Below are 21,403 nucleotides of genomic sequence, written 5' to 3'. Positions count from 1 at the left end.
TCCTCTTGAGCGGAAGGGTGAATTCACAGCTTGTCCGCCAGGTATATTAAGTGGTAACGGTTGATATAATTTCGAGATTATCCAGACCTACAGTCCGTCCAAGTCTAGCCAATTGCATTTTAAGAATTGCGTTGTTTTCGAGGGTCAACACGACTTTTTTATATTCATCTTTTTTGAACATTTGAAGGCAGCCTTCCAGAAGAGGAACAATCTCCGGAGCAGTCACATTCAACTTTTTGCAATCGATGTTCAGGTCATACTCCTTGGTGTTAATAGGAGCGATCGTGTCCTGATAGGCCGAGATGGAACGCAAACCGTCTTCTTGAGAGAAAGAACCCTCCAGTTCAATGTTTAACACCTTGTTTGGAACGTCAGTCTTCAGAATGAAATTTCCCATGCTTGATCTCTCTCCTTTAAATGAGTTAAGGCTATCCTGCTAATGGATACACAGCCCCTTAGGGCCTCTGCTGAAAGCTTCTAAGATGAGAGCTGGTTCGAAGGATAATTTAACCATATTATAAAGGTGGGAATGTAAAAAGATCAATAAAAAAGTCGAATCATGTATAAAAATGTAGAAAAGTGAATTACTGTATTTCGTCCAAGGTGGCAAGCAAAATATTAAATGCGCTAATAATGCGTGGAGCACCCACACATGGTGCCAGATGTAGCAATATTCCCTTGAGCTGATCCATCGTTACTCCCACGCTCAGAGCCATTGTGTAATGCACTCCTAATTGTTCATACTGTCCTTGGGTGATCAACGAAGAGATGATAGCAACTTCCTTCCATTGATCCGTAATCGTGGTGCGCTGAAAAATATCCCCGTATGCCGTCCCCATAATAAATTCCGATAATTCGGGAAAATGTTCTTTGATGGGGGCGAGGGCTCTTGCACCGTACTCCCCAGAAAGTTTAGCAAAACGGTCTAGACCCTGGGCTACATGTTCACTCATGATTTGCTCCTCCTAATTCAAAGTTACGGTGCGGTGAGCTGTTGGTGGAATTTCATCTCGATCGGTCAGAAGCTCAATAACAGTTACCTGATTCAACGTCTGGGCTGTGCTCAGCGCAGATGAGAACTCAGCAAGAGTTTCTGCTCGAAACGTAACCGCACCGAGAGATTCGGCGAATTTGGCTGCATCCATAGGAACTTCATATAATGTGCCATCAATTCTGCCTGTTGTTTTTTCCATTCCTTTGAGTGCCATGTCCAGTTGTTTGTTATTAACGACAATGAAGATGACATTCAGGTTGTTGCATACCGCAGTATTGATCTCTGTCCCCAGCATCATGAAACATCCATCCCCGGTGATGCATACAACGGTCTCTCCGGGTGAAGCGGCCTTTGCACCTATCGCCATACCAATGGCATTACCCATGCAGGCAAAGTAAGCGTCAAATACAAAGCTGCCTGGTTTCTTGACTTTATATCGCTGGACGGCATGAAATCCATGGCTGCCATCATCAACAAACAGCTTATGATCGTACGGAAGCAGATCGCTCATTCCGTCCAGCACAGAAGCCAGAGACAGTTGGGGGAGATCTGGTAAAGGGACAGTGTAATCCATGGGTGTCGTGGTTCTCACAGGAGTAGGTAGGTCTTCTAATGTGCCCAGCAAATATTGCAGGTTGTCCTTCAAATCACCGGTGATATGTAAGGTTTGAGCGCTCAGAATCTTGCCTACAAATGTAGGATCAGCGTCAAATTGAATGAGGTGTGCCGGATGATGATCAGGCTTCAGATTGCAGATGGTCATGTCACTCAGACGTGAACCGAGTACGATATAAAGGTCACTTTGGTTCAGCATGTCGTCTGCATGGGGGAAACCTCCAACACCACAAGGTCCATGGTACAGGGGATGGTCCCACGCAATCGCTCCTTTTCCACCAGGAGTAGTAATGACGGGAATGTTGAACGATTCGGCCAAATGAAGCAATTCATCATGGGCTCTGGCGCGACTTACACCTTTACCAGCAATAATTAAGGGACGGTTGGATTGTTGAATGAGAGGAAGAACTCGATTCAGGTTAGATACGCTAAGCAGAGGTTCCGGTTCGGGAATGACAATACGGCATTGAGATAACAATTCAGTCTGTACGTCAAAAGGTAGACAAAGGTGAACAGGGCCTTTATTGGGGCCTAGTGCAAGGGAGAGGGCATGATTCAGTAGTGTGCCGAAGTGATCTCCACGCTCAACCAGTTTGCTGAATAACGTGGCAGGCCTGAACATCTCGGCCAGATCAGCCAGATAGGAGGAGGAATCCTGACACTGGGGGAGCCCCAGTTCCTGAATGGATTGATGACCTGTAATAAATAGTACGGGCAGATTGTTGGCCTTTGCATGGGCTGCTGCAGTAAGCAGATTGGTTCCGCCTGGACCGGATGTGGCAAAGGCAACGCCGAGTTTACCCGTCTGTAATGCATAACCGGATGCGGCAAAACCTGAGCTGGATTCATGACGGCCTGGGATGAACTCTAATCCGTAATCCACCATTTTCAGTACAGCAGGACAGATGGATTTACCAATAATACCAAAGACATGAGTAACGCCTAGATTACGCAGAGTTTCTGCTAAATAGTCCGCAACTGTTCTCATGCGGGACACCTCGCTTCATGAAATAGGTTATTAGAACCATACGCATATTCCATTTGTTGAATGCAAGTTACTGTCTAAGGTTGTAAGAGGAAATATTCATTGTTATTAGGAAGAGTATCTTTTTTTGTGGTTTTTTGTCAACCTGTTTTCGTGAGTCTGAATTCCTGATTCTTAAGGTGGTAACGCTTTAAGTGTTGCTGGATAAAGTAAAAATAATTGGTTAGATATCCCTGCGACGAATTACCCAATCGGCACTTAATTACAAATAATGTAAAATGATGACTGTAAATGATGAATTTCATCCTCTAATAGCGACTTGAAAGCTTGAGATTTATCTTTTTTTCGTATCAACGCATCGCATTCGCAATCCTTTGCTTTCTGCTATACTGGAAAGGAATTGGGAGGGAATGGAATGACAGTCAACGGAACACGGAGCAATCGAGATAAGAGTTTTGATATAGAGATCCCCGTCGTAGCTCTTCTTGGATCAGCTCTCCATAGAACCAAGAAGCATCGCAGTGGCATAGGTGTGCCTGTCTGCGATGTTTCTATCCTTTGATGTGGCGCAGGATATAGCTATATAGACATGCTATCAGTATGTTGATTCAGATCACGCCAGCTTGAATCGTTTAACCAGCTGATCAAGTGCATCGGACATTTCATTCAACTGCCTGGACGTGTCAGACATTTCCTGCAGAGAAGCAAGTTGTTCCTCCGTCATCGCAGACACTTCTTCTGTAGCTGAAGCAGTATCTTCCACAACAGCCGATACTTCATTGATGGACTTCATCACGGCCTCACTACCGGAAGTTAACTCCTCAACAACAGCAGATACCTTCAGAACTTCACCACTGAGGTTATGAATATGCTGAGTAATGGTTGAAAAAGCATTACCTGCATCCTCAATGGTCCGCAACCCTTCATTCACATGTAGAGTGCTCTCATCAACCACCTGCACCGTACTTTGAACACCCGCTACCACGGTTTCCAATATACTTGTAATCTCTTTGGCTGATGTTGCACTTTGGTCTGCAAGATTACGGATTTCCGCGGCAACGACAGCAAAGCCGCGTCCATTTTCCCCAGCGCGGGCAGCTTCGATTCCGGCGTTAAGTGCAAGCAGATTGGTTTGTCTCGCAATACCCGACATTGAATCTGCAATGTTGATCACTTGATCAGACATCATCGAAATTTCATTAATGGCTTCCTGTACAGAGAGGAAGGATTGCTCAATAGAACTCATTTTGCCTACAGCATTATCAATGCGCTGTTGCCCATCCACGGCAATGGATTCGGTACGAACTGCACGGCTTGCCACGTCACTTGCCGAGGAGTCGACACGGTTAAGGCCGTTGAGGGATTGCTGCATCGCAGCTACCATGGTTTGCGTAAGAGCAACCTGTTCATCAGCGCCTTCAGCGACACGTTCCATGGCAGTGGCAACTTCTTTTCCTGCAAGATGGCTATCGGCAACCCCTTTATCCAATCGTTTCGAAGCTGTGCTAAGAATCATGGCATTGCTCTGAACGTCCAGCATCATTTGCTGCAAACCAGCGAGCATTGTATTGGCTGCCTCCGCGAGTTCACGAGTTTCGTCTTTCATTGGCGTAGCGATTCTCAGGGTCAGGTCACCATTGGAAGAACCGATGTCATTTAATGCCTGCTTCACGGTACGGATGTTTCTAACAATGGCACGTGACAGGACCAATGCCGTGATGAACGAGATAATGGCCACAACGATAAGTGCTCCATACAGCTCCAAGTTTAGAATTGTGTTTTTATGTTTGAGCTGTTCAGTACGGGTATTGGTCAACGTAAGTTCGTTGGTACGAAACGTACTCAGAGAGGCGCGAATCTGGTCCATGTCTCGTTTACCTGGATCATCTGCGAAAAAATCTCGAATGGCCTGTGTATTATTGGCTTGGCGAAGGGCGACCACAGGTTCACCAGCGACCTGGACCCAGTTCTCCATATTAGTATGTATGTCTTCCAAAAGTGCGGTTTGGACCGGATTATCCGAAATTAATGCAGCAAGTTCATCCTTGAGAGTAATCAGTTGTTCTTTTCCTTTGATGTAGGGATCGAGGTAATTGTCCTCACCAGTGATGATGTAACCACGTTGTCCCGTCTCCATATCTACCATGTTTTTTTCGAGCTCATAGGTTAGCGCGTGTACTCTCATATCGTGATCGACCAGAAAATCCAGCTCCCGTTGGAGCTGACTTGTGCTGTTCTGAATCAGCAGGATGCAACTAGCCAGTACAGCCAGTACGAGTAAATATCCTAATCCGATCTTATAAAAAATCTTAAAGGTCTTACGCTTTTTCATGTTTGTTATTCCTCTCTATGGGGTATATGTAGTTGTCGAAAAAACCGGAAATGGGATAATTGTAGGTCTTTAGATTAGGTGTCTAAAGTACTATTTTTTAGTATTATACGTAAAGAAACTTCTTTTGTATATAGTTTGTTTAACTACAATATAATGTTTGGTTGATGTTGTATAAGGTTGGGGTTGATGATGTTTTACAATCGTTGGTTTACACGTTCAAACGTTATGTTTATCATGGGAAGGGAACGGTTCCAATTACATAACATATCCCAATCCGAAAGGAACATTGGACATGACTAAAGAGACGGTATTGCTCAAACCGGAAGCGATGATTTTTGACATGGACGGTACGCTGTTCCAGACAGAGACCCTGTTGTTGCCAGCTTACCAGCAACTATTTGATACATTGCGTGCCGAAGGACATTTTGAAGGAGAAACTCCACCCGAGGAACGGATGCTGGGAAGCTTGGGTATGTTGCTTGAAGATATATGGAAAGTGGTTATGCCTGAGGCATCGGAAGCGGCACATCGCCGGGCAGACGAACTGTTGCTTCAACTGGAGATTGAGGGGCTTGATCAAGGAAGTTCTCAATTATATCCTGGGGTGAAAGAAACACTGCAAGCATTAAAACAACAAGGAGTGCGTCTTTTTGTCGCAAGTAACGGGCTGGAGGACTATGTGAAGGGTGTGGCGTTTGCACACGAGATTATGCCTTTCTTTGAAGGGGTATACAGTGCAGGCCAGTACAAGACTCCCTCCAAGATTAATCTGGTGCAGATCCTGCTTGAGAAACATCGTATTCAGGACGCATGGATGGTAGGGGATCGCTCTTCTGATGTGGAAGCTGGTAAAATGAACGGTCAGGCGGTCATCGGCTGTGCCTATGCCGGGTTCGGTCGTGATGAGGAGCTTGCAGGCTCAGATGTGCTCATCTCTGATTTTACAGAACTGCTGCGTCTGTATGATGAAGCAGAGTAGCCTCTACGTAGAAAGTTGATTTCCCTATCCCGCTTTCCTCCATATTCCCTCTATAATTTAAAGCTATAGGGGGTCCGATTCTGGTGAAGCCATCCAAAATACATGCCTATATGTTCATCTTTCCAAGTCTTTTTTAACTCTTGTATTCGGGATTTATCCTCTGTTATGGGCGCTGCGTTACATGTTCTATGATTATCAAGGCATCGGGACGCTAGTCTTCATCGGGCTTGATAATTTTGGACGCATTTTGCGCGACGGGCAATTCTGGGATTCTGTAGGCAACACGGGTGCTACTAATTGTGGATTGGCTGGAGGCAGAAGCAGAGCATACTCTGGAGCAACGTTTTCACATGCATCCGCAAGCCGATATGGCGTTGAGAATGAATGAAGCTGGAGAAATGACGGCGGATATGAGCTATCAGGCATCTTCCGTAACGCTGACGATGCAATGGACGAAAGAACAGAAATAAAAAAAACAGTGAAGCAGGAGCAGATGCTCGCACTTGGCGAACATACACTCCTGCCTTTTTGTATCCACTCACTTGACTTTCCTTTTTCTTTTTACTCTGGCGGATTTTTGCGAAACGGGCCTGGGAATGGCTGGCTTTCTGGGCATTCCGGGAGGTCTGCTGCGATATACCCATAAGGCGTACTCCAGCGGTTGAGTGATGGCTTTATAATAGATATCCCGCTCCCCGATGCGAGCGAATACTTCACGCGCAGGTTTGGGATTAACTTCAAGCAGGTAGATACGTCCGCTTCTGTCAATTGCTAAATCCAGTGCCAGCTCACATAAGTCTCCATACGTATCTTCCAGAAAGGAAGCAACCTCAATGCCAAACGTTTCTGCAGTTGTGTTAATTTCTGCCCGGAGGTCGTCATCTTCGATCCATTGCTTCATGAGTCGGTTCATCGCTATTGCCTGACCGCCGCCATGCAGATTCGAGGTCACGCTTTTTTCTGCACCCATGCGTCCAGCACATCCAGTAAGCTCCCATTGTCCCTCACCGTTCTTCTGAACCAGCATGCGATAATCATGCACACGTCCATTCGGAAGCTGAAGTTGAATGCCCTTTTGTACAAGATACTTGTCTTTCATGTTCCAGTGCTGGAGCAACGCGCCAAGTCGTGATAAATGAACTTTACGTGGAGTAATGATACGACGCTTCTGATCCCGCCCCTGAACAAGCACCGTATTAGCCTCGCTACTGCTGCGTTCAATGCGCAGAATACCACGTCCGCCTGTTCCATTAATGGGTTTGAGATAGACCAGGGAAGAAACTTTGAGCATCCGGTTTACATCGGACATATCCTGAAATAGAGCGGTTTCCGGCAGGTGTTCACGAAAGTTGGCTTTTTGCAAAAGGGTCTGATGTATGGTCCATTTATTGCGCAGTGGCCTGTTCAGAAAGAGCAGATGCCCATAGTTCTCACGAAAAGCAAGCAATTGCTGGAACCTTCGGTTACGCTGAATCCTGCAACGATCAAAGATCAGGTCAGGGAATGATCGCCACTCCCTGGACCAGCCTTTTCCCTCATGAAAAACCATGGCTTCAATTTGTTTGCCGCCGGGGTGTACGTCGGCTGGTGTGAATACATAGATATCGAGTCCCCGCTTGCGCCCTTCAAGAATCATTCTGCGATAGACGCTTCGTTCTTCAAGAGCGCGATGTTCATTTAAGTACAACGTCATAATGCCCAGAACAGGTGAGGACACAAACAATCACCTTCTTTTTGCAGTATTCCTGTCTATCATCGTTTGGACTGACGGGCAAGATAAGCGCTGTAGTGAAAAATACGTTCCAATGACCGCCGTCTGATCTGTGGTTCATCAAACTTCATGGGCTTTGCATTGGCTTCGAAGAACCAGAGTTCCCCCAGGTCATCAATGCCCAGATCCATGGACATTTCTCCGAGAGTGTAACCTGATCCCCGTTCTACCTGTCTTGCGATCATTAATGAAGTGGATTTCACACGTTTCATCAGGTTCGTTGACATTTCTTCGCCAAAAAGCTCGGTCAGCAGCTTCTCAGGGTCTTCTACGCTCCCGCCGCGCGGCACATGAGTTGTAATGCTGCGGGAGCCAGCAAGTCTCGCTCCTACACCGGTTACGCTCCATTGGCCCTTGGTGTTCTTTTGTACAAGAACACGCAAATCGAAGGGGCGTTTACGAGAGGATGCCAGTTCAATGCCTTGTTGCATGATATAGGGCGTATGTCCGGTTTCTTTGCGAATTCGTGCCCATAACTTGGCAAGTGTAGCTGCTTTATAGGTCGTGCTTCTACGTGTGGTTTGTATTTTGAGTCGATAGGGAAGCCGTTCTTTTTCCTGGAATTTAAGCATCATGATTCCTTTGCCAGCTTTGCCGCTCTCGGGCTTAAGGTACAGATAGGGATACGCCCGTAGAACGGCACCCAGAGAAGAAGCACTTCGCATCCGCCGAGTATAAGGGATCAGTTGCTGAGTCGATTTGGATTTCTTAAGCCATTCGAACAGATCCCATTTGTTGAAAAAGAATGGGTTATACAGTTCGATTCCTGATTGCATGCATTCGTCAATTTTGCGCTGAACGGAAGGTTTTCCTTCGTCTTCCCGGTTGGGAATACGATTGTACAGAACATGGGGAAGGGGGAAAGGTTGTGAAACCCACTTTCCACTCCCCTTGTTGTACGTATATCCTTTCACGGTGGGACCACTCACGTTCAGATCCCGTACAGTTACAATGTACACCACGTATCCCATGCTCTCGCCTGTCTGTAAGATATCCTGAAAATTTTGATGATTTCCCCTGAACATGCGCTGTTTATCATGCATGGTTAAAACAGCAATGACAGGTTTGAAATCATCATGAAGGCTCATCAAATTTCTTCCTTCTTCCGGAACTTGCTCAAATACAGGCAGTGTTCCAAGATGTGCTCCACCGACGATTTGCCCTCCACCCGGAGTGAAGGGTGACGGAAAATGGAGCGCCCGGGTTTGGCGTTCGCTTCGAACATCCATACATGTTCCTCCTGATCAATGCCCAGATCAAAGCCAATCTCACCAATCAGATGCTGGTGCTGGGTTTCAATCGCCTGGGCCAGTGTAATAGCGACGGATTTGGCCTGCTGAAGAACTTCTCCCGCACGATCGCCGAAGTTTCGACTGAGCGCCTGCTCAGGAGTCATTAGGGAGCCGCCATTTTTGATGTGTGTTGTGACGCTGCCACGTCCTGCCTTTTTGGCTCCAATCCCGACAACAACCCATTGATTGTTACCATTTTTGTGCATGTGAAAACGGAAATCAATTGGACATTCATCAATCTCAATTAGACGTATTCCCTGCTGAACAACATATCCGCGAAGCTGTTTGCCATGTCTTCCCTGAAGCATGCGCATCAGACTGTTGAAGGAACCAAACCGCAGGAGTGCATTACCGCCTTTTTTGCGATAACGTGCGAAATATCCACGTTTGGGCGAATAAGTCAGGCGGTAGATCCCGTTCCCCAGACTTCCTGCAGTAGGTTTATAGTAGACGAACTGATGGCGTTCCAACATTTCCTTCATCTGTTCAACGGACGGATTGGTAATTGATTCAGGGATATACCGTCCGGCTGTCGGTTCATTCTCCAGCAATGTATAGATATCCGATTTGTTAAAGAAGCTCCAGTTGAAGAACGGAATTTTCCGACGAATAAATCGTTCCCGCAGTTGGTTGATGGCTGGTGAGAAATCTGAACGACGGCTTGGTAACCGGTTGTAGACAACATCAGGCAGAGGTACCGTTTTGCGGGTAAAGCTTCCGTTTTCATTCAGAAAAAAACCGGATACCGTCTCATTCTGCCAATTGATATCCCGGGGAGTAAAGGCATAAATATAGGATTTTCGGCTGCCTTCACGGAGTAACTGTTTAATGAAACCAGTACGGGAACCGAATGGATTAGTGCTCGTCGCAGGCCCATCAGAGAGTACGCCGATCAGTGGACCTAACTGGACCTCATCATTTTGCAAATTTCGGAGATAGATACTGCCCCGTTTGGGAACGTTCATTATATTACGGATACCTGAAGCGAGATACAGATGTTTACCTGCTTTTTTGATTGGTTTGATCGTTGCAGGTACCCGGTCACGCCCGAAGCGAAGGTGCACCGTTTTTTTGCCGGACAGGTTGAGGCTCTTCATTAAAGCGTTGGATACATAAACCACTTTATCCGGTTGCTTGGTGAAATGCAGATTGCAAAAGGTCAAACTCATGATTTATCCTCCTATCCTGAAAAGATCCTTGGGCTCCATGGCAAGCGGGCGCTGCGGGCCTCAGCCGCCGTGAATCGGGATGGGTTTCAGGCCAGCTTTGCTGGATGTATTCGGCAATTTCATTGGACGAATGACGTCCGTGAGAACATGTTGTTGCAACAGATAACGGGCATAGGCAAGCGGCCGGGTATAAGTCAGGGTATGCATGCGTCGGTCGCCCGCTTCTGCGAATGAGGTGCGGCCTGGTTTGGAGTTGACTTCAATTAGCCAGAGTTGGCCCTCTGCATCTGCTCCGAAATCAAGCCCCAATTCGGCTAACCTGCCGAAACGGCTTTCCAGCAGGGTGGGGATAAGAGTAGCAGTCTGCCGGATGCTCTTCAGCAGAGTTTCCGTGCGGATCGTTCCATATCGCTGGAGCAGATATGCGTGGGCAGGATATGCTTTACCCCCACCGTGAAGATTGGACGTGAGTGAACCTTCGGGTCCTTCCCGTACCATACATCCGGTAAGTTTCCAGCGACCTTGCCCATTCTTTTGCATTAGAGCCCGTATGTCGAATGCTCTTCCATGATGGCTAAGCTCCAGATACGGCTGCACAATCATCTTACGCTCAGCCTGATGTAATGCGAGCCAGGAAGATACAGCCTGGGTATGGTTGAATGTAAGAAAAAAGGGTTCATTGTCCTCGTTACGCCCATTCACGACCCATGTTGATGGAGTCGCTCCCCGAGACAGGCGAAAGGTATTTTTGCCATGAGTTCCGGCTACCGGTTTAAAGAACAGTCCTTTGGGCCAACGGTCCAGCCATGTTTGCCAAGGAATATGCGATCCGATCCGGGTTGTGGGAGCAAGTTGTGACCTCAATTCAGGATTTCGGGACAACACACGATGTACCTCCCATTTTCCTGGAAGGGAAGCAGACCAATAACGGTGTTGATCTGTGCCGTTGGTTGGTATCCATTCCTTAAGCTGCTGTCTGACGTACCTGGGGATAGGGCGAAGACAACGATCCATAATGAGGTCGACTGCAGGAACAGGTACCGAATTCCACTCCCCTTGATGATAGGCATATCCCCATTGAAGAGGGAGATGGACTGCATCATTCGATATCGGGATCACAATAATCTGAAGGGCGTATGGGATGCTCACCAAACTGAGACGACGGCAGAAAAGTTCATCCGTAAAGGGAGGTGAGCCTTCGGTTGTACGTACCAGAATGGCCAGTGTCTTGGTCTGAGATGTTGGAAACATTACGCTGCACCTCTCCTCTATCAGATTTGTTTCCAATAGGGAATAACTTTAGGGAATAACTTTTCAAAAACCCGCCAGGTACGTAGAATATTCGAGCATGGCTTTGACGGAAGGGCGGATCTTGCTCTCACTCAGTGGTGTATTATCATTCTTGGATGGTTTGGAGTTAACTTCGAGCAGCCATACGCGCCCAGCGGTGTCCAGGGCCAGATCAATACCAAGTTCACCAAAATGAGCAGGGATGGCACTCTCGATTCCTTTGGCGATATCCAGTGCTGCGGTGTGCAACCCTGCATACGCGGAAGCTTTGGCTGATCCAGACAACTGTGTTTTGGCAACAGCATCCTTGACGGTGCTGAGACTTCCACCCCGTGCCAGATTGGATACGTAGTGACTCCCGCCCGCAATCCGGGCGACGATGGAGGTTACACTCCATTTACCTGTACGGTTCTTTTGCACGAGCGCACGGAAATCCACGGGTCTGCCACTGTTGTCAATGAGAGTCAGCCCTTGTTGGATCTGATAACGCGTTGTTTTCATTTTCCCGGACATACTGGCATACAGTTTATCCAGAGAAGTATACGTTTGTTTCCGGGTACCCCCGACGCCTGTAGCCAGAGTCAGGAAGCTTCCGTCCGTCTGACGTGAGACCCGGATAATGCCTTTGCCCAAAGAACCGCGTACAGGCTTTAGAAATACAACCGGATGTCGGTTGCACATTGTCTTAAGCATCGTGGACGTCTTGAGCAAATGAGACTCGGGAAGAACTCGTTTAAGCGTTGAAATGGACTTGAGTGCGTCAAATACTTCGTTTTTGTCCAGAAACTTTTCATTGAAGGTTTGCGTGCCGTAGAGCGATTTTACTTCTTTCATAAAATGCTGTACGCTAGGTTTGTTCTCAAGCTTGCGGGACGTTAGCCGGTTATTGACGACGTCTGCTACAGGCAGAACAGTCTTTTTCCAGCCGTCATCATACACCCAGCCTTTCATATAACCCGTTACCGCTCCAATATCCTCCGGTGTGAAAAAGGATACATAGGCGCCTCGCTTACGGCAGGCGTTCACCAGTTCTTGACAGAACATCGTGATGGAGCCAAAGGGCCGATCGGGCTGGTCGGGATAATCCTGGCTAACCAGTACACTGATGTAGGGTCCAAGGCGAAGCGTACGGCTGGCTGAACGATAGGATACCCTCAGGACCGAACGTGGAACGAGACCGGTCTTGCTGGCAACTGTCTGATTGATACGCAGCCCGTCATACCTTGGTACCGGAATAACAGTGACTTCGCGGCGGAAAGAGCCAAATTGCAGCTGAAGCGGCCTTCCTGAAGGGATTTTAAGCGCCTTGAGCACCCCTTCGCCCAGCATGATGACGTCGTCCTGCAGGATGCCCGAGCCGGTAACCTGAATCGTTACTTTTTTAGTGGACATCACGGATCTCCTTCCGGGCGGCAACTTGATGTCTGATCTCGAAGTTGAACGGCATCTGAACATGGCATGTGCTTCATCATATGAGGACATATAACCCTTGGTGATTGACCCATATGGATTAAATGCATTTGATTCTAGGCAGGTTATGGATGGCCTGTTTCAGATCGTCCTTGTTTGACAGCGGAGAAAAGCGTGTATTAACACGGATGAACGAACCAATCTGAGGAGGAATAATAGTGAACATTTATGACAAAGCCAATGATTTGGCCAAAGCACTGAGAGAAAGCAGCGAGGTGGAAGAGATTACTTCCGCGATGAAGCTGATTGAAGCTGATCCGGATGCAAAAGCAATGCTGGATAACTTCCGTGATCAACAAATGGAATTGCAACAACGTATGATGAGCGGGGATATGCCGGCTCCGGATGAGATGGAGAAAATGGAGAAACTGTTTGAAGTACTGAGTTTGAATCTGAACATCCGTCGTTTGTTTGATGCGGAGCGTCGCCTCAGTGTCATCATTGAAGACGTGAACAAAATTATTGCTGATAGTCTGGGTCATCTGTACGGTGGCGCTGAAGCGTAAAAAGGTAGTTCAAAAAGTCCACTTTTGATTCCGAATGATGCCTAGCGGCATCATCAGCATCGAATATGAAATTCAGCCGAAATAAGCGGGAGGCTTACGAAGGTTGTTTCCTGCGGAAACATTGCGGTTGCTCACGTAGTTGTCCTACGCTCCGCTACTCCATTTCTAGCTTCATTCCATCTTCTCGGTACTGAAAACTGATCTTTTTGAACACGTACTAAAAGGTTGTCTTGTTTTTTTACCTGAACCTTTCATATTAGCTCCTTATCGTTCATAGACTAGACATATAGAGTCGATCAAGAACGAAGGAGCTGTGAATGGTGAAGAGGTTGAAAAAAGCAAAACATGTGATCTATCTGCTTATTGCGTTGTCGATGCTGGTTATTGCACTGCCGCGGATTTCCTTTGCTGGAGGAATGGACTGGGTTAATATTTTTGGCATCGTATGGGTGCTATTCTCCTTATTAATCGTTGGTGCACATCTGCATTTTATTCTCGGTGTGGATGAAGAGAAGAAGCGTGCACTGGAAGCCGTTCGCCGGGCAAAGCTGCGGCAGTGGGAGATGAAACTGCTGGACAAGCAGGAGCGGAGCGAGTCTGTATAAGGAATAAACTTGCATTCAGTATGCCAGGGCAGGGTCGACAGATTTGGTTCTGCCTCTGGAATAAGACCGGATTCCCTTTCACATCAGGGGTTCCGGTCTTTTTGGTACATATAAGATTAGAGATCAATCGGATGATTGAATTCAAGCGGTGGACTTCCCTACGAGAATGGGGTAGGGGTGGGGTTATTTTCCTAAAGCCGTGTTATAATAGATACAGTATAGTACAGATGCATCTTCGGGGGTGGTACAGTTGGACGGACAGGAAGAGAACGTAACGAAGCATGAACAGTTACTTCAACATATTGAACAACTGAAGGTTGGCAGCAAAATATCAGTACGTGGACTTGCGCGGGAGCTGGGTGTAAGTGAAGGGACAGCGTATCGTGCGGTGAAAGAGGCGGAGAACTTCGGGCTGGTGGTGACCAAGGAACGAATTGGAACGGTGCGGATTGAGAAGAGACCTCGGGGCATGTCGGAACAATTGACCTTTGCTGATGTCGTGACCATTGTAGAGGGGCATGTGCTGGGGGGGAACGAAGGTCTTGCCAAACCGCTGCACAAGTATGTGATTGGTGCGATGAAAGAACAGGCAATGGCCCGTTATATTGACGCTGGGAGTCTGCTGATTGTGGGTAACCGTGAAGATGCTCACTCGCTTGCCCTGGAACAGGGAGCGGGCGTGTTGATTACAGGTGGCTTCGGGACAAGTCGTGAAGTAAGAATTATGGCTGACGAGCTTGGGCTACCGATTATTTCATCCAGACATGATACATTCACGGTGGCTTCAATGATTAACCGTGCAATCTTCGACCGGCTGATCAAGAAAAAAATTATGCTTGTTGAAGATATTATCGGTCAGAAGCCTCGCTTGCAGGTGCTGAAGGTGACCAGTTTTGCCGCGGATTTTCATAAGCTTGTGTCGGAGACGGGTGAACACCGCTTCCCGGTCGTGGATGAATGGAACCGGGTCATCGGGATTGTGAGTCTGAAGGATGTCAGTGAGCTGAAAGAAGATCAAAGTATTGAGAAATGTGTGATACGCCGCCCGATTACGGCCTCATTGCAGACATCTCTTGCTTCTGCTGCCCAGATTATGACCTGGGAGGGCATCGATTTTCTGCCAATCGTGGATCGGAACCGCAAACTGATTGCGTCCGTCACACGTAAGGAAGTGCTGCAGGCCATGAGGGATGCACAGAAGCAGCCACAACTGGGAGAGACGTTTGATCATCTGATCTGGAACGGGTTTGCCGAGGAGCGCGGTGATCAGAACGAATTGTTATTTCACGGATTCATCATTCCTCAGATGGCGACGGATCTGGGTACAATCTCCGAAGGTGTTCTGTTAAATGTGATGACACAGGCTGGCCGGCGGGCAGCGTGGGATGTTACAGGGAACGACCATGTGGTGGATAATGTAACGACTTATTTTGTTCGACCGGTACAGATTGAAGATCAGATTCTGGTTCGACCGGTTATTCTGGAAACCAGCCGTCGAACGTGCAAGATGGATATTGTTGTTACCTGCGAAGGCAGTGTTGTATGTAAAGCGGTCATGACATTGCAATCCATTGACCATGCCTAACAGGGGGAATTACCCCAGGCATAGACCAAGAGAGTACCCCCTAACCCGAGAAGATCTGCTGAATTCCGCTTAAGTGCGTGTTCAGGCTTCGTCCGGGGTAGGGAAGTACTCTCTTTTTTTGATCAACGATAAGTTTCTAGTACTTCAGGCAGATTGTCCGGAGGTTTTACCTGATCCATTACTGGACCGTTGTTGAAGCCGTGCATAATAACTGCGGTTACGTATTCCGGCAAATACATTGTACGCGCCCATAATCAGAAATAGCGCTTCCACAACCACAGATAAAGTGGAACCCGTGAAGACAAACATCAGGATCAGGGCAAGAACGACAAGCATGCCACCCATCCAGATATTTGTCCACGAACGGTAGAGACCGGCGCTGGCAGCATCCGAGCTTCTGTGTGAACGAATGCTGTTCAGCGCGGCAAAAACCATGGCAACAGCAAAGATGGCGATTAGAGCATATTTGAGTACATCAATGAACACAAAGACGCAGCTCCTTTTCTGGAAAGCATTTACTGCCCTTATTGTACCATGCAGAGATGCAGACAAGGGCAGTTTTTTGCTGTTACGCAGGAACGTGCATGCGAATCTGTACCCATACTTGCAGTACGCCTTCCATAACCAGCATCGTTTTGACCTGAACGGTGTATTCCTTTTCCCTAACCGAGTACACTTTCTGATTCAGCATGATTCGCGTCATTTTGCTATACTCATCGATGTTGAATACATCTCTGCCCCGAAGTACCTCAAGTTCGTCTCCGAGCTTCTGTAACATCACTTTCAGAGAAGCCTCGTCTGGCCCCTTATCCGATTCTTCTGCACGGATCTTGATTTCTTTGATAACGGTTTGGCGTTTACTGTATTTTTTCAGCGTTTTGATATCCTCCTCATTCTGATGCAGCTGCAGCTGCAGCTCCTGATTATTCAGCCACAACGTATTGTAACTCAGGTGGAATACACCGTTGTAGACGACACATCCAGCGATCATTCCCAGAACAAACACAGCAGTCATTCGCATCAGCGGGCGGTAACGGGAAAATGGCGGAATTCTCATGAACGCTGTTCCTGTCTCATATTAGCTTCGGCCTCCGCCGCACACCCATTTCACCAGCTCGGTTCCCATATGCGCGCCCATAAAAGCAGAGATCAGATACAGGATTTGTTTGACCGCCGGAGACAGGTTACCATCCAGGAAATTGCTCTCGATGACACGCATGGGATCTATTGTGCCGCCAACAGCGGCTGCGAGTGCCCATATCTTTATTTTTCCAGAAATATCGAGCATCGTCTGTGTCGGAGGCTGAAGAGAGATCACGGCTCCAATACCTCCGATCATCGCGCCGCCCAGCACGATTCCAAACGCAATAAAGAAATCAAGAATGGCTTTGGACAAAAATGTGCTCACTGGCAACACCCCTTTCAGACCTAGCAGCACACCTCCTGTCTTCGGTCTGTCACAGGGGGAGCGGCTTGTACTTCTATTGTATGGGCGTGCCCCCAAACGTTATGATAAAATAGAATAATAAAGTCTCCTTTTAAGAGGTTGTCACGAATTTTAATAGGTGATTCCATTATTTATTTAAATTCATATATATGAGATAGATAGGTAGCAGACGGATCAGAAGATCGATGCTGCGACTATCTGCGGCGAAAGGAAGAAAAAAACATGAGTTCTTTTGTGCATTTGCACGTTCACAGCGAATACAGTTTGCTGGACGGCGCTGCGCGTATTCCGGATCTCGTGAATAAGGCTGCAGATCTCGGAATGACGACACTTGCGCTGACCGACCATGGCGTGATGTATGGTGCAATTCCTTTTTATAAAGCCTGCGTTGAGCGAGGCATCAAGCCGATTATAGGTTGCGAGGCATACATGACAGCAGGGTCTCGAAAAGAGCGGGGAAGCCGCAAGGATCAACCGATTCATCATTTGATTTTGCTGGCCAAAAACATGACGGGTTACCGTAATCTGATGAAATTGTGCTCGATTGGACATCTCGAAGGTTTTCATTACAAACCACGTATCGATATGGAAAGTCTGGCTGCTCATCACGAAGGCATTATCTGTCTAAGTGCTTGTCTGGGTGGAGAAGTACCACAGCATCTGCTGCATGGGCGGGAAGAAGAGGCGAGACGTGCGGCGTTACGCTACAAACATATCTTTGGTGCCGACTTTTATCTGGAACTTCAGGATCACGGGCTTTCGGAGCAAAAAAGGGTAAATCCGCAGTTGATCAAACTGGCGGCTGAGCTGGAGATTCCGCTTGTAGCGACCAATGATGCGCATTATCTGTCGGAAGAGGATGCTGAGCTTCAGGATGTGCTGATCTGTATCGGAACGGGCAAGACCGTGGATGATGAGAATCGGCTCCGAATTGGAACCAATCAGCTCTATCTGAAAAGTGAAGAAGAGATGGCTCGTCTGTTTCCTCATGTACCGGAAGCTCTGGCAAATACCGTCCGCATTGCGGAGTCTTGTGAGTTGAAGCTGGAATTTGGCAAATCGATTTTGCCTGAATACAGACCACTTCCCGATGGACTCAGTCCTTCGGCGTATCTGCGTCAGCTGTGCGAAGAAGGAATGGAGGAGCGTTACGCGCAGTCAACACGTTGGACAGATGCGGAGCTTCGATCCGAACTCGACCAACGATTGGCGTATGAGCTGGGTATAATCGACAGTATGGGGTTCTCAGATTATTTTTTGATTGTTTGGGATTTTATCGCCTATGCGCATAAGCAAGGCATTGTTACTGGACCAGGCCGTGGCTCCTCAGCAGGAAGTCTGGTAGCGTACACTTTGCATATTACCGATGTTGATCCGATGAAATACAACCTGCTCTTCGAACGATTCCTGAATCCCGAGCGGATTTCCATGCCGGATATTGATATTGACTTCAGCGATGAGCGGCGGGATGAGGTCATTGATTATGTCGCGCATAAATATGGCAAAGCCCACGTCGCCCAGATCATTACGTTTGGAACGATGGCTGCCCGTGCAGCTGTACGTGATGTTGGACGTGCACTGAATGTGCCTTATGGCGAAGTGGACAAGGCTGCAAAGCTGATTCCGGCGCAGCTTGGTATTAACATCGAGCGGGCCATGGAAGCTACGCCTGAACTGAAGGCGCTGTATGAAACCAAGCCCAAGACACGTGAGCTGCTGGATATGGCGATGAAGGTCGAGGGTATGCCACGCCATGCGTCGACGCATGCAGCGGGAGTGGTCATCTCCCGTGACCCGCTGACCGATGCGGTGCCACTTCAGGAGGGCAGTGAAGGGACGGCGTTAACCCAGTATTCCATGGAAAACCTGGAGTCGATCGGATTGCTTAAAATGGACTTTTTGGGTCTGCGTACCCTCTCAATCATTGAGCGGTGTGTACGCTGGATTGGGGAACATGGAGAAATTCCGGACTTCCGTCTTATTCCCGATGATGATGCGTTAACGTACGAGATGCTTGGGCGAGGGGACACGATGGGCATATTCCAACTGGAATCTGCCGGGGTACGCCGTGTGCTGAAAGAGATGAAGCCAAGTAGTTTTGAAGATGTAATCTCTGTACTTGCCTTGTACCGTCCGGGTCCGATGGAGTTCATATCCAAATATATTCAGGGCAAGCATGGACAGATCGAAGTGGATTACCCCCATGTGGATCTGGAGCCTATCCTGAAAGATACGTACGGCATCATTGTGTATCAGGAACAGATCATGCAGATAGCCTCCCGGATGGCGGGTTTCTCGCTGGGTGAAGCGGATTTGCTTCGCAGAGCGGTCTCCAAGAAAAAACGGGAAGTGCTGGATCTGGAGCGTGGACACTTTGTACAGGGCAGTCTGAAACAAGGATATAGCGAAGAAGAGGCAGACCTGGTCTATGATATGATCGTTAAGTTTGCCAATTATGGCTTTCCGCGTGCTCATGCCGCGGCATATGGTGTGCTTGCGTTCCAGACAGCTTATCTGAAGGCGCATTATCCGGTTCATTTTATGGCATCCATGCTAACAGCCGTGATGGGCAGTCATCGGAAAGTGGCAGAGTACGTGGTGGAATGTCGGCGGATGGATATGGAGGTGCTCCCGCCGGATGTGAATGAGAGTGGTATTCTGTTTACACCTGTATTTATGCCGTCTGGCAGCGCAGGAGCCGGGGATCAGAGCAATGTATCTCAGCAGACTGCAGGAGCAGATGCAGAGAGTAATCCCGGAAGCTCGGCTGAAGAACATGCCGCGAACGGTAACGAGAGTTCCTTCAGGGAAGATCGCGTTCATGAGCATGATGGGCATTCGGGACAAGCAGAATATGGTGAAGCACCTCTGCCGGATGATCCCGGTCCTGGACCGGAAGAGGACAGTGGCGGATATGAGTGGCAGGCAGCGACATCCATGTCTGAGGCATCCGACAACCGGAAGGAACCGGGATTGGTGACAGCTGCTTCAAGGGGTGCAATACGATTTGGTCTCGCCGCTGTGAAAAATGTCGGTACCCAGGCAATGGAAAGCATTATGATCGTAAGGCAGGAGAGACCGTTCGACAGTCTGCTCGATTTTTGTCGTCGTGTGGATCTGCGTGTATGCAACAAACGTGTGATTGAATCACTGATCCAGGCTGGAGCTTTTGATACACTACCTGGGCACCGGGCCCAATTGCTTGCGATGCTGGATGAGACTGTTGAGGCGGCTCTGAAATGGCGCAAGGAACGCGAGGATCTGCAGATTCAATTGTTCGACTTTGTTGAGACGCCAAATTGGGAGATTGAATACCCGGAGATTCCTCCTTATTCCTCAGGGCAGCAACTGGAGCTAGAGCGTGAGTTGTTAGGCTTGTATCTCTCTGGCCATCCGCTGGATGACTATGAAGATATGCTGGAATCGAGTGGGGCTGACCGGATCATGGAGCTGACCGAGGCGGCAGACGACACGATGACCGTCGCCGCGGGTATGGTTGTGTCTGTGAAGTCGATTACGACGAAACAGGGCAAGGCTATGGCGTTCATGGAGCTGGAAGACCAGATTGAACGCTGTGAAGTGGTTCTCTTTCCCGAGGTATGGCGGCGCAGCCAGCAGCATGTCGGGAAAGGTGAACTTCTCGTCGTGCGTGCCAAAGTGCAGCAGCAGGACGAAGGGTTTAAGCTGCTGGCTGAGGAAGTGGCGCCGCTGTCCCCGGCGGCACTGGAGCAGCAGCTGCGCAGCCGTGACCGGCGCGGCAAGCCCGGCAGCGGCAGCTCTTCGCGCCCGGCGCAGGCGGCTTCGCCGCGGCGGCCAGCGGGCGCAGGAGCCGAAGTGCAGCGCAGCAGCGCAGGCGGGGATGCTTCCGCTACGCGTAGCAGCGGGAGCCAAGGCTCGGCAGCGACGCGTAGCGATGCGGCGGGTACGGGCGCAGCCACGGCGGCGGCTTCCCGGCCTGGCAGTGCCGCTGAGGCGGCTGGCAGCCCGGAGCAGAGCCGCGAATCGCGGGCGGTGGAGCAGCGGGTGTTCGTTAAGATTGCCCCGCATGCGGAGAAGCCGGAGCTTCTGGCACGTCTGAAGCAGCTACTTCAGGAGCACCCCGGACCTGTGGCGACAGTGCTCTTCTATGAGCAGCAGCAGAAGCTGCTTGCGCTGAGTGATGCCTACCGGATTAAGCCATCGCCAACCCTGTTCTCCGATATGGAGAACATGCTGGGAGAAGGCACAGTCAAAATTAAATAAGCAGCTATCCCGTAAGATAGCTCAGATTCCATAATATGAAACCTGTTCAGTTAGCTACTGGACAGGTTTTTTTATGATTATTTTGGAGTGCGGTTTCCTGACAACATGTCCTGGGTGTGAC

Annotated in this window: 18 protein-coding genes and 1 pseudogene; 7 read left to right on the top strand and 12 right to left on the bottom strand. The window is 48.6% G+C overall.

Annotated elements, in window-relative coordinates:
• Window positions 1–46: 46 nt before the first annotated feature.
• From J7E78_RS13890 to J7E78_RS13875, 4 genes are all read right to left on the bottom strand, one after another.
• On the bottom strand, window positions 47–397 hold the full coding sequence (locus J7E78_RS13890; RefSeq protein WP_215076811.1) for a hypothetical protein: 351 nt from the start codon (window positions 395–397) through the stop codon (window positions 47–49).
• A 187-nt stretch (window positions 398–584) separates the two neighbouring features.
• Window positions 585–953: a carboxymuconolactone decarboxylase family protein gene (locus J7E78_RS13885; RefSeq protein ID WP_215076810.1), complete on the bottom strand. Its 369-nt coding sequence runs from the start codon at window positions 951–953 to the stop codon at window positions 585–587.
• Between the two features lie 12 nt (window positions 954–965).
• Window positions 966–2,597 carry a thiamine pyrophosphate-binding protein gene (locus J7E78_RS13880; protein WP_215076808.1) on the bottom strand — a complete coding sequence of 544 codons (1,632 nt, stop codon included), beginning with the start codon at window positions 2,595–2,597 and terminating at the stop codon, window positions 966–968.
• A gap of 610 nt (window positions 2,598–3,207) precedes the next feature.
• Window positions 3,208–4,926: a methyl-accepting chemotaxis protein gene (locus J7E78_RS13875; RefSeq protein WP_215076806.1), complete on the bottom strand. Its 1,719-nt coding sequence runs from the start codon at window positions 4,924–4,926 to the stop codon at window positions 3,208–3,210.
• A 292-nt stretch (window positions 4,927–5,218) separates the two neighbouring features.
• Here J7E78_RS13875 and J7E78_RS13870 point away from each other — a divergent pair, with 292 nt between their 5' ends.
• From J7E78_RS13870 to J7E78_RS13865, 3 genes and pseudogenes are all read left to right on the top strand, one after another.
• A complete protein-coding gene (locus tag J7E78_RS13870) occupies window positions 5,219–5,905 on the top strand; it encodes an HAD family hydrolase (RefSeq protein WP_215076805.1) in 687 nt (228 codons plus the stop codon).
• An 83-nt stretch (window positions 5,906–5,988) separates the two neighbouring features.
• Window positions 5,989–6,194 (top strand): annotated as a pseudogene (locus J7E78_RS29405) (carbohydrate ABC transporter permease); the annotation flags it as partial.
• A 10-nt stretch (window positions 6,195–6,204) separates the two neighbouring features.
• Window positions 6,205–6,375 (top strand): hypothetical protein, encoded by a 171-nt coding sequence (locus tag J7E78_RS13865; RefSeq protein ID WP_215076804.1) that lies wholly within the window; start codon window positions 6,205–6,207, stop codon window positions 6,373–6,375.
• A 68-nt stretch (window positions 6,376–6,443) separates the two neighbouring features.
• Here the strand turns inward: J7E78_RS13865 and J7E78_RS13860 are convergent, their stop codons facing one another.
• From J7E78_RS13860 to J7E78_RS13840, 5 genes are all read right to left on the bottom strand, one after another.
• Window positions 6,444–7,622: a YheC/YheD family endospore coat-associated protein gene (locus J7E78_RS13860; protein ID WP_215076802.1), complete on the bottom strand. Its 1,179-nt coding sequence runs from the start codon at window positions 7,620–7,622 to the stop codon at window positions 6,444–6,446.
• A 35-nt stretch (window positions 7,623–7,657) separates the two neighbouring features.
• Entirely contained in the window at window positions 7,658–8,764 is a 1,107-nt protein-coding gene (locus J7E78_RS13855; RefSeq protein WP_215076800.1) for a YheC/YheD family endospore coat-associated protein, read from the bottom strand.
• Complete coding sequence (locus J7E78_RS13850) at window positions 8,764–10,137, bottom strand: YheC/YheD family endospore coat-associated protein (RefSeq protein WP_215076798.1); 1,374 nt, start codon at window positions 10,135–10,137, stop codon at window positions 8,764–8,766. The genes J7E78_RS13855 and J7E78_RS13850 overlap by 1 nt, the downstream gene beginning before the upstream one ends.
• A gap of 60 nt (window positions 10,138–10,197) precedes the next feature.
• Window positions 10,198–11,388, bottom strand: coding sequence for a YheC/YheD family endospore coat-associated protein (locus tag J7E78_RS13845; protein WP_215076796.1), 1,191 nt, complete (start codon window positions 11,386–11,388; stop codon window positions 10,198–10,200).
• A 63-nt stretch (window positions 11,389–11,451) separates the two neighbouring features.
• Window positions 11,452–12,819, bottom strand: coding sequence for a YheC/YheD family endospore coat-associated protein (locus J7E78_RS13840; RefSeq protein WP_215076794.1), 1,368 nt, complete (start codon window positions 12,817–12,819; stop codon window positions 11,452–11,454).
• Window positions 12,820–13,055: 236 nt separating this feature from the next.
• Between J7E78_RS13840 and J7E78_RS13835 the strand changes: the two genes are divergently transcribed.
• The 3 genes from J7E78_RS13835 to J7E78_RS13825 all read left to right on the top strand — a co-directional run bounded on the left by J7E78_RS13835 (window position 13,056) and on the right by J7E78_RS13825 (window position 15,593).
• Window positions 13,056–13,403, top strand: coding sequence for a YlbF/YmcA family competence regulator (locus J7E78_RS13835; RefSeq protein WP_036609862.1), 348 nt, complete (start codon window positions 13,056–13,058; stop codon window positions 13,401–13,403).
• A gap of 320 nt (window positions 13,404–13,723) precedes the next feature.
• The gene (locus J7E78_RS13830; protein WP_085981456.1) at window positions 13,724–14,008 is read left to right on the top strand and encodes a hypothetical protein; all 285 of its coding nucleotides are present in this window, start codon (window positions 13,724–13,726) and stop codon (window positions 14,006–14,008) included.
• A gap of 250 nt (window positions 14,009–14,258) precedes the next feature.
• Window positions 14,259–15,593, top strand: coding sequence for a DRTGG domain-containing protein (locus tag J7E78_RS13825; RefSeq protein WP_215076792.1), 1,335 nt, complete (start codon window positions 14,259–14,261; stop codon window positions 15,591–15,593).
• A gap of 144 nt (window positions 15,594–15,737) precedes the next feature.
• On the opposite strand, the gene J7E78_RS13820 is transcribed toward J7E78_RS13825, so the two are convergent.
• From J7E78_RS13820 to J7E78_RS13810, 3 genes are all read right to left on the bottom strand, one after another.
• Complete coding sequence (locus J7E78_RS13820) at window positions 15,738–16,079, bottom strand: YtpI family protein (RefSeq protein ID WP_150365730.1); 342 nt, start codon at window positions 16,077–16,079, stop codon at window positions 15,738–15,740.
• Window positions 16,080–16,161: 82 nt separating this feature from the next.
• Window positions 16,162–16,650 (bottom strand): DUF334 domain-containing protein, encoded by a 489-nt coding sequence (locus J7E78_RS13815; RefSeq protein ID WP_215076790.1) that lies wholly within the window; start codon window positions 16,648–16,650, stop codon window positions 16,162–16,164.
• Between the two features lie 21 nt (window positions 16,651–16,671).
• Window positions 16,672–17,001, bottom strand: a complete 330-nt coding sequence (locus tag J7E78_RS13810) for a YtrH family sporulation protein (protein ID WP_026081169.1) — start codon at window positions 16,999–17,001, stop codon at window positions 16,672–16,674.
• A 261-nt stretch (window positions 17,002–17,262) separates the two neighbouring features.
• Here J7E78_RS13810 and J7E78_RS13805 point away from each other — a divergent pair, with 261 nt between their 5' ends.
• Window positions 17,263–21,282, top strand: coding sequence for a DNA polymerase III subunit alpha (locus J7E78_RS13805; RefSeq protein ID WP_215076789.1), 4,020 nt, complete (start codon window positions 17,263–17,265; stop codon window positions 21,280–21,282).
• Window positions 21,283–21,403 lie beyond the last annotated feature (121 nt).

Origin of the sequence: Paenibacillus polymyxa (genome assembly GCF_018614975.1) — a bacterium.
GTDB lineage: Bacteria > Bacillota > Bacilli > Paenibacillales > Paenibacillaceae > Paenibacillus > Paenibacillus polymyxa_E.
Note: the sequence above shows the minus strand (reverse complement) of the source record. Positions and strands in the feature narration are given on the sequence as shown.

Bases quoted from the DNA above. Each gene is read 5' to 3' on its own strand.
- J7E78_RS13890 (WP_215076811.1), bottom strand. From the start codon at position 397: ATGGGAAATTTCATTCTGAAGACTGACGTTCCAAACAAGGTGTTAAAC.
- J7E78_RS13885 (WP_215076810.1), bottom strand. From the start codon at position 953: ATGAGTGAACATGTAGCCCAGGGTCTAGACCGTTTTGCTAAACTTTCT.
- J7E78_RS13880 (WP_215076808.1), bottom strand. From the start codon at position 2,597: ATGAGAACAGTTGCGGACTATTTAGCAGAAACTCTGCGTAATCTAGGC.
- J7E78_RS13875 (WP_215076806.1), bottom strand. From the start codon at position 4,926: ATGAAAAAGCGTAAGACCTTTAAGATTTTTTATAAGATCGGATTAGGA.
- J7E78_RS13870 (WP_215076805.1), top strand. From the start codon at position 5,219: ATGACTAAAGAGACGGTATTGCTCAAACCGGAAGCGATGATTTTTGAC.
- J7E78_RS13855 (WP_215076800.1), bottom strand. From the start codon at position 8,764: ATGAGCCTTCATGATGATTTCAAACCTGTCATTGCTGTTTTAACCATG.
- J7E78_RS13850 (WP_215076798.1), bottom strand. From the start codon at position 10,137: ATGAGTTTGACCTTTTGCAATCTGCATTTCACCAAGCAACCGGATAAA.
- J7E78_RS13845 (WP_215076796.1), bottom strand. From the start codon at position 11,388: ATGTTTCCAACATCTCAGACCAAGACACTGGCCATTCTGGTACGTACA.
- J7E78_RS13840 (WP_215076794.1), bottom strand. From the start codon at position 12,819: ATGTCCACTAAAAAAGTAACGATTCAGGTTACCGGCTCGGGCATCCTG.
- J7E78_RS13815 (WP_215076790.1), bottom strand. From the start codon at position 16,650: ATGAGAATTCCGCCATTTTCCCGTTACCGCCCGCTGATGCGAATGACT.
- J7E78_RS13805 (WP_215076789.1), top strand. From the start codon at position 17,263: ATGAGTTCTTTTGTGCATTTGCACGTTCACAGCGAATACAGTTTGCTG.